18 protein-coding genes are annotated in these 14,591 nt (G+C 34.4%); 7 read left to right on the top strand and 11 right to left on the bottom strand.

Annotated elements, in window-relative coordinates; all coding sequences use genetic code 11:
• The first annotated feature begins 229 nt into the window (after positions 1 to 229).
• Complete coding sequence (gene sda, locus AC2CGR_RS16345; RefSeq protein ID WP_000850094.1) at positions 230 to 385, top strand: sporulation histidine kinase inhibitor Sda; 156 nt, start codon at positions 230 to 232, stop codon at positions 383 to 385.
• 146 nt (positions 386 to 531) lie between these two features.
• Here sda and AC2CGR_RS16340 read toward each other — a convergent pair whose 3' ends face one another.
• Together AC2CGR_RS16340 and sigK are read right to left on the bottom strand one after the other, a co-directional pair.
• On the bottom strand, positions 532 to 1,320 hold the full coding sequence (locus tag AC2CGR_RS16340) for a phosphatidylserine decarboxylase (RefSeq protein ID WP_087965927.1): 789 nt from the start codon (positions 1,318 to 1,320) through the stop codon (positions 532 to 534).
• A 290-nt stretch (positions 1,321 to 1,610) separates the two neighbouring features.
• Positions 1,611 to 2,324, bottom strand: coding sequence for an RNA polymerase sporulation sigma factor SigK (gene sigK, locus AC2CGR_RS16335; protein WP_000051382.1), 714 nt, complete (start codon positions 2,322 to 2,324; stop codon positions 1,611 to 1,613).
• Between the two features lie 186 nt (positions 2,325 to 2,510).
• Here sigK and AC2CGR_RS16330 point away from each other — a divergent pair, with 186 nt between their 5' ends.
• Positions 2,511 to 3,107 carry a hypothetical protein gene (locus tag AC2CGR_RS16330; protein ID WP_484481003.1) on the top strand — a complete coding sequence of 199 codons (597 nt, stop codon included), beginning with the start codon at positions 2,511 to 2,513 and terminating at the stop codon, positions 3,105 to 3,107.
• 56 nt (positions 3,108 to 3,163) lie between these two features.
• Here AC2CGR_RS16330 and AC2CGR_RS16325 read toward each other — a convergent pair whose 3' ends face one another.
• The 3 genes from AC2CGR_RS16325 to AC2CGR_RS16315 form a co-directional block, all read right to left on the bottom strand.
• On the bottom strand, positions 3,164 to 4,660 hold the full coding sequence (locus AC2CGR_RS16325; RefSeq protein ID WP_087965923.1) for a YcdB/YcdC domain-containing protein: 1,497 nt from the start codon (positions 4,658 to 4,660) through the stop codon (positions 3,164 to 3,166).
• Positions 4,661 to 4,728: 68 nt separating this feature from the next.
• Positions 4,729 to 4,878 (bottom strand): 50S ribosomal protein L33, encoded by a 150-nt coding sequence (gene rpmG / locus AC2CGR_RS16320; protein ID WP_001265617.1) that lies wholly within the window; start codon positions 4,876 to 4,878, stop codon positions 4,729 to 4,731.
• Positions 4,879 to 5,023: 145 nt separating this feature from the next.
• Entirely contained in the window at positions 5,024 to 5,647 is a 624-nt protein-coding gene (locus AC2CGR_RS16315) for a nitroreductase family protein (RefSeq protein WP_001008510.1), read from the bottom strand.
• A gap of 352 nt (positions 5,648 to 5,999) precedes the next feature.
• Between AC2CGR_RS16315 and AC2CGR_RS16310 the strand changes: the two genes are divergently transcribed.
• Positions 6,000 to 6,650 (top strand): GTP pyrophosphokinase, encoded by a 651-nt coding sequence (locus AC2CGR_RS16310; protein ID WP_000456215.1) that lies wholly within the window; start codon positions 6,000 to 6,002, stop codon positions 6,648 to 6,650.
• A gap of 55 nt (positions 6,651 to 6,705) precedes the next feature.
• On the opposite strand, the gene AC2CGR_RS16305 is transcribed toward AC2CGR_RS16310, so the two are convergent.
• Together AC2CGR_RS16305 and AC2CGR_RS16300 are read right to left on the bottom strand one after the other, a co-directional pair.
• Positions 6,706 to 7,173, bottom strand: coding sequence for a hypothetical protein (locus tag AC2CGR_RS16305; protein ID WP_087965921.1), 468 nt, complete (start codon positions 7,171 to 7,173; stop codon positions 6,706 to 6,708).
• A gap of 54 nt (positions 7,174 to 7,227) precedes the next feature.
• Positions 7,228 to 8,613 (bottom strand): alkaline phosphatase, encoded by a 1,386-nt coding sequence (locus tag AC2CGR_RS16300; RefSeq protein ID WP_000714933.1) that lies wholly within the window; start codon positions 8,611 to 8,613, stop codon positions 7,228 to 7,230.
• A 261-nt stretch (positions 8,614 to 8,874) separates the two neighbouring features.
• Between AC2CGR_RS16300 and AC2CGR_RS16295 the strand changes: the two genes are divergently transcribed.
• Positions 8,875 to 9,711, top strand: coding sequence for a GNAT family N-acetyltransferase (locus AC2CGR_RS16295; protein WP_131100757.1), 837 nt, complete (start codon positions 8,875 to 8,877; stop codon positions 9,709 to 9,711).
• Positions 9,712 to 9,726: 15 nt separating this feature from the next.
• Positions 9,727 to 10,611: an alpha/beta fold hydrolase gene (locus AC2CGR_RS16290; protein ID WP_087965917.1), complete on the top strand. Its 885-nt coding sequence runs from the start codon at positions 9,727 to 9,729 to the stop codon at positions 10,609 to 10,611.
• 36 nt (positions 10,612 to 10,647) lie between these two features.
• On the opposite strand, the gene AC2CGR_RS16285 is transcribed toward AC2CGR_RS16290, so the two are convergent.
• From AC2CGR_RS16285 to AC2CGR_RS16275, 3 genes are all read right to left on the bottom strand, one after another.
• Positions 10,648 to 11,148, bottom strand: a complete 501-nt coding sequence (locus AC2CGR_RS16285; RefSeq protein WP_000236601.1) for a DoxX family protein — start codon at positions 11,146 to 11,148, stop codon at positions 10,648 to 10,650.
• A gap of 264 nt (positions 11,149 to 11,412) precedes the next feature.
• The gene (locus AC2CGR_RS16280; protein ID WP_029439970.1) at positions 11,413 to 11,949 is read right to left on the bottom strand and encodes a hypothetical protein; all 537 of its coding nucleotides are present in this window, start codon (positions 11,947 to 11,949) and stop codon (positions 11,413 to 11,415) included.
• Between the two features lie 18 nt (positions 11,950 to 11,967).
• Entirely contained in the window at positions 11,968 to 12,570 is a 603-nt protein-coding gene (locus AC2CGR_RS16275; RefSeq protein WP_087965916.1) for a histidine phosphatase family protein, read from the bottom strand.
• Positions 12,571 to 12,740: 170 nt separating this feature from the next.
• Here AC2CGR_RS16275 and AC2CGR_RS16270 point away from each other — a divergent pair, with 170 nt between their 5' ends.
• Both AC2CGR_RS16270 and AC2CGR_RS16265 read left to right on the top strand, forming a co-directional pair.
• Entirely contained in the window at positions 12,741 to 13,079 is a 339-nt protein-coding gene (locus AC2CGR_RS16270) for a hypothetical protein (protein ID WP_000871278.1), read from the top strand.
• A 70-nt stretch (positions 13,080 to 13,149) separates the two neighbouring features.
• A complete protein-coding gene (locus AC2CGR_RS16265) occupies positions 13,150 to 13,272 on the top strand; it encodes a DUF4023 domain-containing protein (protein WP_000071861.1) in 123 nt (40 codons plus the stop codon).
• A 41-nt stretch (positions 13,273 to 13,313) separates the two neighbouring features.
• Here AC2CGR_RS16265 and AC2CGR_RS16260 read toward each other — a convergent pair whose 3' ends face one another.
• Positions 13,314 to 14,552, bottom strand: coding sequence for a TolB family protein (locus tag AC2CGR_RS16260; RefSeq protein ID WP_484481002.1), 1,239 nt, complete (start codon positions 14,550 to 14,552; stop codon positions 13,314 to 13,316).
• Positions 14,553 to 14,591: the final 39 nt, after the last annotated feature.

Below are 14,591 nucleotides of genomic sequence, written 5' to 3'. Positions count from 1 at the left end.
GGAGTTTTCATAAAAATTTTTCGACAACATATTTCGATATATGGCCTGTGGATAAAATTGTACACATTTTCCACATTAATTTTTCAGTCAATTTGGAATTTACTAACAATCTATACACATTTTATCCACCTAGGTTTGTGGATAACCACTCGTTTGTGACTGTCATATTTTTTTGGTACATTAAATGCAACAACGAATCAATCCTTATATTATTAGGAGGTGACTCACCTTGAAAACAAAACATATGGAACAGTTATCTACTGAGTTACTCACTGAGTCTTATTATAAAGCAAAAGAACTAAAATTAAATCCCGACTTCATTTTACTTATAAAACAAGAAATTATTAGACGCTCATTAGAGGACAAGCTAGTCAAATCGTCTTGATTACATATAAAGTGAAATTTTAATTAACTAACTTGTAAAAAGAGCCATCCTGCGATGGCTCTCGAATAAACAAGTACTCCCATCTAGGGAATTTCATCATTACGCATCTTTGTCCATAAATCTTGCTTACAGTTATGAAATCTTTTTTACTTATGAGCCAATCGAGTAGCAATCTTTTCACCAAGGCGAAGCTCTTGTCCACTCTTCAATTCTTGTACTACTTCTATCATATCTTTTTCAAACAATAACACAACTGTTGAACCGAATGTAAAGTATGCCATTTCTTCACCTTTTTGAACAGTGTCTCTTTCATGCAGCAGCTCAATACTATTTACAAACATAGCTCCTACTTTTACAAGCGCCATATGTTCACCGTCACTATTCACTTCTGTAACAGAACGATAATTTTTTGACAATGGTTCTTTCCCGTATTCCATACCAGCTGCATTTACCGGATATGATTTTCTACCGAGTACAAATCTTTCAGTCACAGAACCAGAAAGCGGACTATGAATACGATGATAATGACTTGGGCTTAAATAAATAACCATGTATGTACCACCTGCATATCGCTGTGCACGTTCTTCATTACCTAGCATATCCACAATCGAATAACGTTTTCCTTTAATATCAAATGTTTTTGTGTCCTCAATAGGACCGTGATCAGCAAAAACACCATCAACAGGACTAACGATACTTGATGCATCTGTATCAATACTACGCTTTCCTTCTTTTAGCTTACGCGTAAATAATGCATGCAATGTTCTATATTCCTTCAAACCCTTTTCCATCTCATCTTGATTAATTTGAAACACTTTCGCATACGATGGAATAATGATAGAGCTTAAACGAGATTGTGCAAATTTACGTAATATATAAGAAGTAAAACGACCATTTGTAAGTTCGATCATAAGTCGATATAATGTACGTCGCAAATTGCGGAACCTCCTAATCAGTCTATAACTTTAGCTTCCCCTTCTTTACCTTCTATATCATATGTAAAATTGGTTCTTATTCCCATATAACATATAGAACTGTTTCAGTATACATGCAGAAAACTAAGTATGGTATTATTCTTAAATTGTTTAGCACCTTCTAATATTACAGATAGAATCCGTCATTTTCAACAGTGAACATGGATTTCTTCTGAACACAACTCTTTTTCTTTCCTTATTTACCAAAAGGAAAGCAGCCCATTTTAAAATACGGCTGCTTGCAATGTACATTATTCTTTTGCTTTTTTCTCTTTCTCTGCTCTTACAAATTCATGGAACATTTTCATTAAAGCACGCTTTTCAATTCTTGATACGTAGCTTCTAGAAATACCAAGTGCCTTTGCAATCTCTCGTTGCGTTTTCTCCTTATCAAGCCCCAGTCCAAAACGCTTCACGATTACTTCTTTCTCTCGTTCGTCTAAAATATCGATATACTCTTTAATCTTTTCTAACTCCATACTAAGCTGGATCATATCAATTACATCTTCAGACTCTGATTTTAATATATCAATAAGCGATATCTCATTCCCCTCTTTATCTTGCCCGATCGGATCATGAAGTGAAACGTCCTTTTTCGTTTTCTTTAGTACACGTAAATGCATCAAAATTTCATTTTCAATACAGCGTGCTGCATACGTTGCAAGTTTCGTTCCTTTTCCTGCCGAATAACTCTCGATCGCTTTAATGAGCCCAATTGTACCAATTGAAATTAAATCCTCTGCATCTTCCCCTGTATTTTCAAATTTTTTAACGATATGAGCTACAAGCCGTAAATTATGTTCAATTAACAGATTCCTCGCTTGAGCATCACCTTGCTCCATTAACTCTAAGTACTTTCTCTCATCGTCTGATGATAACGGCTGCGGAAACGCATTGTTCTTCACATAAGAAACAAAAACAAACACTTCTCGAACCATATATCCAATTGCGGCGAATAGACTCAAACCTTTCACCTCCGCCAAAATAGTGGTCTTTACTAAGTGTATGTGGGCATGAGGTTGTTTGTGTCTGTACGATATAAATATGGAATCCTTAGCTTTTTGTCGAACGAAATAAGCCTTTCATGCCTTGCATATTTTTCTAATTAATTACAATGTGTAAGGTTCCAAAATTTTGAAATAGGTGTTTTCATGCGACATGCTACATCACAAATCAGAAACCTTGTAATACTCACATCATCATTTTTCTTACTTTCAGCTTGCGGACAACAAACGTCTCTCACAAAAACTGAAGCTACTAAACAAGATACTGCCGTATCAAAAGACAGTACAAAAACGGAAGACAGTGCAAAAGCTGAGAACAACGTAAAAGCTGAAAACAACGTAAAAGCTGAAAACAACACAACAACTAAAAACAATACAAAAACTAAGAACAACACAAAGTCTGAAAATAATACAAAACCTGAAGCAGAATCTAAAAACACACAAAAAGAGCAACAACCAGCTAACCAACCAAATAAACAAACTGATACTATTACATTCACAAGTGAAGATGCTATAAAAGTTCTAGAAAAAAGAATGGGAGCTCGCTCAAATGAAATTCGTTACAGCTCCAGCGAAGACAAACTAATTGGCACAATAAATGGTATTAAGCTATACGACGTATTATACGGACGCGAATCTGCTGAGAACTCTCGTGCGCTAAATTTTGCAGTGAGATCTGATGGAAACCTATATGATTGGTCAAAAGCTCAAGATGGTATTCTTCAACCACTTAACAGCAATTAATAAAATGATTCTAAAAACATAGTAAAAGCCACTCGACACGTATCGATTGGCTTTTACTAATATGTACTCCAAATTTTCTCCCCAGTATGTGCATCAATATAACGAATTTCTCGACTACGGTCGAAGGATTCTTTATAATTTTTGTCTGTCGTTTGTTTATACAGTAGTTCGTAGTTCGTCTCCTCTACGTCATTTTCTAAAAACCATTCTAAATTAACTCGCATGGCCCCTCTGTATATTTCTAACGCTTTTTCCTTTGTTACTTTTGGTGTTGTTTCATATGTAAGTAATTCTTTTATAATGCTGCTAGACTCTCCCGAGTAATGCATCACAGCTCCATTTTCTGCATTGATATTGACCCTAAATTGGTTATACTCTGCTAGAATACCATTCACATATACGGAAAAAGTAAACCTTTCAATCCCATCTTCTGTTTCTTCACGTTCTTCCCAAAGACGTAAATATTGTGTGACATCTGGAATAACTTGTTCCAAAAATTGAAGTGCTTTTTGTAAACATTCCTCTCTAGGCAATATTTGCTTTACTTCTTTATCGTCTGTCAGTTTTATAAAACCAGTTAATTCATTGGTAGATTTATCAATCATAATGCAAACAAAATTATTATATTTTAACATCGGTAAATGCTTCTTAAAAAATTCATTCATTAAATATGGATTTTTTTCTTCTTTTTGTTTCTGTAATTCCTCTTTCGGAACAAATTTCATCCTTATTTCATCAGTATCTTCCTTCTCAGCTACTTTTGTAAAACTTTCTTTATCCCAGTCAAGCAAATCGAATATAACATCTCGCCGGCAATCTTTTTTCGTTATTTCAACAGCTACAGTTGCAGGCAATTTATAATGATCTGGTCCAAACAAGTCTTTACCTGTACTTGCATCAATAAACGCATGGCTAGGTTCTGGTTCATATACAAGATGATATCCTTTTACTTCTCCTCCATTTTCATCCTCACATGAAGAATGAGTTAAATCTACAAATACAAGTCTCATATCTTGTCTAGCTTTCAAACTTTCTAAAACGACGTTCTCCTCAACAATGTCACTTGGCCATAACGGTTTTTTCTCTATAGCTTTTTGTCCATTATAATGAAAATGCATCACCTCACCTAAAGGATGCACTAGCACAACACACCCCGTATTCGGCAATGGATAGCCATTCACTTCTTGCATATAATTTACTTCTTTCCAACCGCGCCTGTCCCCCTTAACAATTACATATGTATAAAATTCAGAGCCTTCTTTTGTATATTTTTTTAAGAATGTATTTGCAATCTCTCTTGCTTTATTGTCCTCTATCGTTTCCTCACCGCTCGAAAAAGCTTTTTCATCCTCTATCCTAAAGTCAATTAAATTACCAGTATGTCTACTCAACGTAATCTGTATTGTTTTCTCCTCATCCGCTTTATGCTCCCACCATAATAGATGATATGGGTCATCCACACCTTCTTGATCATCTACAACAAGCCTATAATCATCTGGAATGTCAATAATATGAGCCACTTGCTCTTTTCTTTCTTTATCTTTTTGATTCATCATACCGCTCCCTTCATTACAATTTAAGGTAATTATAACAAAAAAAGACTAGAGATATCTCTAGTCTTCTACTTCGTTTCACGATGTAACGTTACTCGCTTTAATCGTGGACAATATTTTTTTAGTTCGATGCGCTCTGGATTGTTTCGTTTATTTTTTTTAGAAATATAATTACGATCACCGCACTCTGTACAAGCTAATGTAATATTTACACGCATATGTAATTCTCCTTTCTTTTAAAGATCGCAAACTAAAACGTAATGATTACGATTTAAATATTATATAACTTCATTCTATTTGTCAATTGCAAAATAAAAAGGTTCTAAATAGAACCCTTTTATGTCTAGTACTTTATACTTTTTATTAAAATGTCTCATATGTAACAAACTCACTAATCGGTTTTCGATATCCTCGTGGGCGAGTTTTAGTAGTATCACTTTTTCCTATCGTAATCATTAAAACAGGTACTACATGCTCTGGCATATTCAATTCACTTTGTACTGCTTTTTCATCAAAACCAATCATTGGACACGTATCATATCCATAATATTTAGCTGCGTACATAAAAGTCATCGCACTTAACGAAGCATTTCTAATCGCTTCCTCTTCCATGAAGCGTTCTCCTTTTCCTTCATATAACCCTTTCGTTTGCCTAATTGTATCTTCATACTCACATTCATCAATCATCTTTAAAACCTTCATACCGAAATAAATATTTTCGACATTTTGGTATGCTCTCTTGTCACCACAAACAAGTATTACCGCAGATGCACTCGATACTTTATATTGCCTAAAAGCTAACTCTTTTAATCTTTCTTTGCGCTCTTGATCACGAATTACAACATAATGTGTATGTTGCAAATTGTAACAAGATGGAGAAAGCTTTGTTAGCTCAAATATTTTTTTAAAATCCTCATCTGGGATTTCTATTCCTTGTACAAATTTCATTGCAGAACGTCTGGCAATTGCTAATTCTTCAAAATTCACCGTATAGCCCCCTAATAACCATAAATTCAAATATACATTAATTTATACAATCGAATAAATCAAATGAAAACACTTTAAATTATGGATAATAATGATGATTTACAAAAAAAAGACAAAAAGCTGAAACAATTAGTTCATACGAAATTCACACGAATCTATTACTATAGGAATTGTACATAGTGAATTTATTAACAATCACGTTTATTCATATAGAATTTTTATTCGAAAGGAGTTGAAAGTATGAAAACTAAATATCGCTTTATGATCTCATCATTTGCTGCTTGCGCTTATATGCTTTGGTATTTAGTATAATAACAACCTCACTTGTAAATAGGAAAAGGTGTGTATATAAATGGAATATAATCAATCAACAGTTAACTACTGGAAAGCTTTTGTACTACCATATACATTTGCTTTAGAAGAGTTAAAAACTAAATTTGAAATTATGAACCGGGAAGCCCAATTTTTAGAGGATTACAACCCGTTTGAACATATAAAAACAAGATTAAAACAACCTGAAAGTATTATTAAAAAGCTTGAACGTAAAAATTTATTACCGACAGTTGAAAATGCCCAAACGCATTTACAAGACATCATCGGCATTCGTATTACATGTTGCTTCGTAGAAGATATCTATCATTTGAAAGAAGTCATTCAAAAGCGTGAAGATATGGAAATCATAGAGGTAAAAGATTATATCGCTAATCCAAAGGGAAACGGCTATAAAAGTTTACACATGATTATTAAATATCCTTTATCACTGAATTCTGGTACAAAAGAAGTCTTTGCAGAAATTCAGTTACGTACGCTGGCTATGGACTTTTGGGCAAGTTTAGAACATAAACTTTATTATAAATATGAAGGGAAAATACCTGAGTATTTAAAAGATGAACTACATGATGCAGCAATGAAAGCTGAAGATCTTGATAATAAAATGGCAACCATTCGCCAAGATATTGATGATATCGAAGCATGCTCAAATCAGATTATGTTACCACTATAAAAAAAGGTTCTCGCCAATGAGAACCTTTTTTGTGCTATTTACGGAAAGTTTCACTTTATTTCTTCTCTATCGTGCGAACCTCTTCAATTTTCCATCCATCCTCTTCTTTTCCAAGTGCATACTGTACTTTCTTCTGAAGAATGACCTCTCCATCTGTTTCCTTTTCTTTTGTTTCAACAACAACATACCCTGCTTTACTAGCTTTTATGTCTATATGTTCCAATTCAATTTTCTTATTTACCTTTCGAAAAGCTGTTTCTTTTTGCGTTTTTAAGTCTTCAGCACTGGGCATCTTCGTTGAAAATAACTCCATATGTTCAACAAGATTTTTTTCATTTGTCGTCCGTACAAATTTCTCCATAACATCTTGAATCGATTTCTCTTCTTCTTTCGTTATTTGTACCTTTTCCTCAGCTTTTGTAGTAGTAGGTTTTTGTTCTATCTGATTCTCTTTGGATTGACATCCAACTAGCAATAATACACCTATTAGAAGGGCTCCTATCCCTCTGAAAATAGCTCTCATCTTTCCATCTCCTAAAAAGAAAAGTGAGGCATTTCGCCTCACTTTCATTTATAATTAGCGTCTTCCTTTATTCGGATCGCCACCGCCAACAATATCAAAGACACGTTTAGCGATATTTGTATTCTCTTGAACACCAGAGAACAAGTATTTACCAGGGCCAAATGCATATACGTTTACATCTTCTCCTGTATGTCCACCTGTTGTCCATCCTGTAACCGAACGCTTATTGAAAATATCTTCAATCGCATTATCAATCTTTGTTACATCTTTTGAAGGAGCAATATCATTTACCGCTTTAATTTCTTCAGGTGTTAATTGTAAATCAATATATTTTTTCAATGTTTCTTCTACATTTGCACCTTTTGCAATCTCATTTGCCATGAAGTCTGGTGTGCGTTTTGCAGCTTTAATTGGATCTACTTTAAAGTTATACTCACCATTTGCACCTAAAGATAATCCACCAGTAGCGTGGTCTGCCGTTGCAACAACTAACGTATTTTTATCTTTTTTCGCAAACTCAATCGCTGCTTTAAATGCTTTTTCAAAGTCTTCCATTTCACTCATTGCGCCAACGATATCATTATCGTGTCCAGCCCAGTCAATTTGACTTCCTTCAACCATTAAGAAGAAACCATTTTTATTTTTGTTCAAACGCTCAATTGCTGCATTTGTCATTTCTTCTAATGAAGGTGTCTTCTCATTGCGGTCAATCATTTTATCTAAACCGCCTGGTGCAAATAAACCAAGGATTTGATCATTTTTATCATTTAACAATTGATCTCGATCTGTTACGTAGCTATAACCAGATTTCTTAAACTCTTCTGTAAGATTGCGATCTTTTCTAACAAAGTTTTTTACGCCGCCGCCAAGCATAACATCTACTTTATGCTTCCCTTTAATTTTCTCATCAAAATAATCATTTGCAATTGCGTCCATATTTTTACGACTAATGTCATGCGCACCGAAAGCAGCTGGTGTTGCATGTGTAATTTCAGAAGTAGCAACTAATCCTGTCGATTTCCCTTTTTCTTTCGCTTGTTCAAGAACAGTTTTCACTTCTGCTTTATCGTTATCAACTGCAATTGCCGCATTATATGTTTTAATTCCTGCTGACATAGCTGTTGCTGCAGATGCAGAGTCTGTGATATTTTCATGTTCATCTTCCGGATATGTTTTTTGTGTTCCTACAAGATGTTTATCAAACTCTGTAGATTCCATCTCAAAAGTTTTTGGATTATCTTTCATATAACGGTGAGCCGTCATATATGAAGGGCCCATACCATCCCCAATTAATACAATGACATTTTTAATCTTTGCATTGCTTCCGCTCTCATCTGCACTCACTTCACTAGAACGTGTAAAATTCCATGTTGCCACCGAAGTAACTGCTAACGACGCTACAACTGCAAATGGCCATGCTTTTTTCACAAACTTTTTCACTGTCTTGTCCCCCTAATTAGGTTATTCATTTCCCACTATCAAATTTAATAGAAGACTGTTAAGAGAAAATTAGTTATATGTAAATTTTTTGTTAACTTATGTAAATATCAGTTATAATTTGTATAACTTTGTCTTTTCATATCAACCATCTTCTCCTTTACAATCAAAATATAAACAAGTTGGATTTCATTTAACGTAAATCTCTTATTTAACATTTTCAATCTACTTTTATGAAAATTAATAGAAATGTGGTGAACATGTATGAAAATAATAAAGCTAGATGAAACTTTTATTTTTGATTTACTCGACCTTTGCAAATCTATTGGATGGTTACAAAATAAAGCATTTATGAAAAAACAATTCGAAATGTACCTTTCTCTCGGTACACTTGTCGGTTATATGCATGAAAATAAACTGATTGCAGCTGGAGGCGTATTTCCTTTTAAAGATAGGTTTTCTACTATCGGTATGTTAATCGTCCATCCTCATTTTCAAGGCCGAGGCATCGGGCGTATTTTGCTTAATCACTGCTTAGAACACACTACTCATACAAAACAACCAATTGCACTTATTGCAACAAAAGCTGGCGAGCCTCTTTATACATCATGCGGATTTCAAACAATAACGACGATTCATCGTTTTGAAAAACAAACTACTAAGACACATATCACTCATACAAAACAAATAAAAGAAAAAGACCTTATATCGCTTATTTCCCTCGATCAAATTACAACTGGTGCCGATCGTTCTTTACTTTATTCATTACTATTACCAAGAACGAGCCACTCTTTTAAAATTGAGAGACATAACTGTATAGAAGCTTTTTCCTTATGCATACAAAAAGATAGTATATTATGTATCAATCCACTTATCGCCAAACGAGAAGAAGATGCTATTCAATTACTACAAAACATATGTGAATGTTGGAATGGTACAGTAAGAATTGATGTCCCACATTCACAATTTTCATTTCGCAAATTTCTTCAAATAGAAAATTTCCAAGAAACGCTCCTTTCACCTCTTATGATAAAAAATGGTAGCGAACTTCCTGGAAATCGTAATATGCTATTTGCTATGATAGATACAGCGTTATGTTAGAAAGGGGACACCTAATTGAAGCGATTTAGCTATTTTATGGTAGGTTGTCTTACTCTTACACTATTAGTAGGATGTAGTGCAGCAGAAAAGCCAGTAGAACAAGTAAAACTAGTTAAAAATACACTTACAGCAAAACTAGCTACCGAGGAAAAAATGGTAGAAATAGATGGTCAAACCATTTACTTCAAAAAGATTGGTAATGAAAAACCACCTTTACTTATGATCCATGGATTTGGAGGATCGTCAGATGGTTTTCAAAAGATTTACTCAGACTTAGCAAAAGATCATACAATTATTTCTGTAGATGCTTTAGGATTCGGGCGCTCATCTAAGCCGATGGATTTTTATTATTCTTTCCCAACTCATGCAAATTTGTATTATAAATTAATGAAAAAACTAGGTTACGATTCGTTTGCAATATTGGGCCACTCAATGGGCGGAGAAATTTCTCTTAATTTAACATATTTATATCCTGAATCCGTTACCCACCTTATTTTAACTGATGCTACAGGCGGCCCTCATACACTCGTTAATAAACAAGGGTCACCAAGACCACAGTTGTCGACTGATTTAAATACCGTTTCTGCCATTGCAGATTATGATGAGAGCAAAGTGAAATTTAAACGTAATGATGAAGAACATTACAATAAAATGAAATTATGGCCTAGACGTCTTCAAATCAACGCAAATGAAATAAAACAACCGACCTTAATTATATGGGGAAGAAATGATAGTAGCGTTTCGTGGAAAGAAGGAGAAACGTATCATCAATTCTTAAAAAATAGTACTTTCCATATTATCGAGAAAGGCTATCACGCCCCATTTCGTCAGGAACCACAGGAGTTTGTAGGGTATGTGAAAGATTTCTTTGGCAAAAACCCTATAATAACTGAAAAATAAACGGGTATCTCATTTTGAGATACCCGTTTTCATATATTAAGCAGCTTGCTTTTGGCGTTTTTGAGTTTTTGATCCTAATACTTTCGGGATAACGAAGCCATCCATTCCAAATTTCCCAGCGTTCATACCGGACACAAGAACAAACATAGATAAGATAACCATTTCAGGGTTCACACCAATTGACCCACTAAACATATAGGAAAAGTTCATTACAAGGCCAAAAAAGACCGCTGTTTTTGTTAAACAGCCTACAATTAAACCAATCCCGACTAAAATTTCTCCCCATGTTACAAGTGTATTAAATAGATCAACGTTTGGAATTGCAAAATCTTGTAAAAATGATGCCCACCAAGATTGAACAGCCGGTTGTGCACCTTTAGATTTTTCAATTGCACCTTGTAAATAACCAGTTGCATCGAATCCTTTTCCTTGTAGTTTACCGATTCCAGCCATTAACCATGTGTAACCAAGATATACTCGAATTACTGCTAATACAAAAGAAACTGCTTTGTTTTCTCTTAAAAATTGAATAACCATATCTTCCTCCTAAAGTTGTAATTAAGTTAGTTACAGATAATATAATAACATTAGTTACTTATTTTTCAAACGTTAATTATGAATAATCCGTGACATGTGTATGAAACATTAAAAACTAATGTTTATATAGTAACTTTTATTACCTGTAAAAACTTGAACATATCATACCACAGATGATAATCATTTTCATTGAAAAAATTGCAAAAAAAATGTGAGTTAAATGTGAAACACGTTTATTCGAATATAGAATAAACGTGTTTCACACTAATTATAGAATCGAAATGTATGTGTCTCCTCATCAATTAAACTCGCTTCTTGAAACGCTTCTTCTAACGTTTTCCCATGGTTAATAACCCCATAAAATAAGCGTATAGTAAACATAAGTGCTGCATTTCCATCTACATAATCAATCGATCCAATATATGATTTCGCACCACTATGTAAAAAAGATTTTGCTAGATTTTGATCCCCTAACGTGCACCCGCTATTTACAATATGTGTATTATGCAATTTTGCATATTCATAAATTTCTTCTGTACCAAAATATCCTCTCGGTTCATCTTGTTCATATACTTCTTCGCCTAACTCTTCCATGACAAACTTCCCTTCTTCACCATGAAAGCAAAAAATAATATAATTCATATCGTTAAATAAGTTCTTTCCAGAAAGAACTTCCACGAAATCTTTCGGTCTACCAATCCAATATGTCACAACCCTTGCACCAAAATATTCAAGAGATGCTCGGATTGATTGCGCCTCTAAATCCGAATTAAAACCAACTACTAATGCAATATTCAACATACACCCCCCACCCTATAATCAGCCCTTATCAATCAGAATTTTATGGGATAAATCCATTTCATATATGCCCGTTTCTTTCAAAAAATCTGATCTAGTTAAAACGACTTTCTGTAAATATTGCCTATATGCTGTAATTGTTCCATCGTGAGATACAATGCAAATTCTTTCAGCGCCTAGCTCAAAACACCAAAGAAGAAATTCATCTACGATTTGCTGAAAACGATTCTCTGAAATAATATTTATCCCTTCCGTCCATAGCTGTTTATTTGTACTTTTCTCTATCGAAAAATGTGGAAATAAATTTGTTATTACCCCCTGATCTACTATATGGTCACATGGTAATGTTTTTGCTCCTTCTCGATAAGGAAAAATACGTGGGGATGCATATGGATGAACGATTTTTTGACAAGCTACTTTCTCACTCCATATCGCCGCCGTTTGTAAAGTTCTAAGTGTAGGGCTAGCGATTAATATATCCGTTTCCTGTAATGGTACATTGTATTGAATCAATCCAGCCTGATCCCTTCCCTCATCCGTTAATGATGGATTCAGCATTTGTAAACTTGCCGGCAAATCTTTTGTATGTTCTCCTTCACCGTGCCGAACAAAGACGAGTTTCATACCCATCCTCCTCTCACTATGAAATCCCCTTACATATTTCTTCCCTATTTGATCCTTTATTCCTGCTATATACAAAACTCATATGTAAAAAAGATTTGACACAACAAATTGGAAAACATTACAATTGTATATGTAAAATACTTTTTACAAGAGAGAGGAGAAGCATACATATGAAATGGATAACCATCTTAATTGGCATGATCATATGGGGATATATAAACGGATTTTTTAGCAGTGATAAAACTGCTAATCCTTGGATTACAGATGATGAGCGTGAAACAAAAATTAAACAGAAAGCAATTATTGCAAGCTGGTCCGGTGTTTTTATGTTTTGTACCATTAACCTCTTAAACAAATGGTTAGGTGTAGAAACAAACAATACATCACCTTACTTACCATCTTCTATCGCAACTATTTTAAAAGAAAATATAGAGTTACAAATTTTATTTATGCTATTTATTACGTATGGCATCTTTTACATATACTACCGAAGAAAATTAAGCGCTTAACTTTTTATCTCATGATTGTCCTCCTAAATGGTTATAGTAATTAGGACGAAATGAAAGGAGCGATAGAAAAATGAGTAACTCGAATGATTTTTTAGATACGCTGCATGAAAAACAAGCAAAAGATGAACAAAATAGAAAACGTCAGGGGAATGGAAACCCAGCGAAAAAGAAGCCAAATAAAACACATAAATAACAATAAAAAACCTGCCTAAAATTATCTTTTAGGCAGGTTTTTTATTCTTCTTTCACCGAGATAACATGTTCCCAATTCCATTTCTCGTAATACCACTCTGGTACATCTATATTTTCAATCCACTTCATTTCATACTTTCCATCTTTATGAGCAAGCCATACATCCGCTTTCTTACGGTCTGAACGTATCCATATTAATTGATTACTCTTATTCATGAAGAGCGGATGATAATCTCCTTGCCTATTAGGTGGATTTGTGATTCGATGTTGTTCGTCGCTTGTACTATCGATCTCATATAAAGATGGTAGTGGTCTTTTTTCTGGTGGAGTTTCTATCCCCACCTCTTTTGCTCGTGAAACGATAATTTCGTTATCGTTCTTCCATGTAAAATCCCAATCGACATATCCTTGCGGTGTAAATGTGTTCTGCTGAAGTGCTGGCAATTCTTTTACTTTTAAATGTTTATTCTCTAACGCAACTCTCCCGCTTCCTTCAATATAGGCCAATATGTTCTTGGCTGGCGCCCATTTGAACCATTGTGTGTTTAATAACATTTGATCTACCTTTTCAAAACGACTACCATCTGCACGAACTAAGCAAAGCGTATTGCTATCAGCTGACCATGAAGCTGTCGGTACTGCTAAAAATGAAATCCACTTTTGATCTGGCGACCACTGAAAGCCACTTGCAACTAATGCTAGGAAATCATCATGTTCATTTGGTAATGCATACAAATGCTTCATTTTGTGAGGATTCATATGTGCATCTTTTTGCACTTCATATAGCTGAGCCCCTGTCCATCCTGTTGGAAGTATATGCGCTTCAGATGATACAAGGAACTTCTTTCCATCAGGATACCATGCATAGTCACCTACACCTGCCGATACATTTTCAAAATCTGTATTCTTTTTTTTGACGTCAAACGTATTTAATGTATTCGCAAATACAAATGCAATTATATTCTCTTTCGGTGACCATTGATAATTCGATACTTCCGATTGAAACGATGCAACTTTTTTTCCATCTTTCAGCCGATACAGTTCAAAACGATTTTGTTTCTTTCCTTTAGCATAGGCAAGCCATTCTCCATCATAAGACCATTTCGGTCCTGTTATGTACTCACCTTTTGTTATTTGTTTTTCTTTTCCATCAATTTTAATCCAAAGATCATGATGACGAATAAAAGCTATTTTCGCTTCATTATTTTCTGCGCTACTATTAATGGTTGAACATAAAAATACGACTAACATTGTACCAACGCTTACTATGAACCGTTTCATAACACCCCTCCATTTCCCTCATAGCATTCCTCAATTTCC

This window comes from Bacillus sp. LSHTCR4, assembly GCF_057197025.1.
The sequence above is the reverse complement of the archived record's forward strand: the minus strand, read 5'-3'. Positions and strand labels throughout refer to the sequence as shown.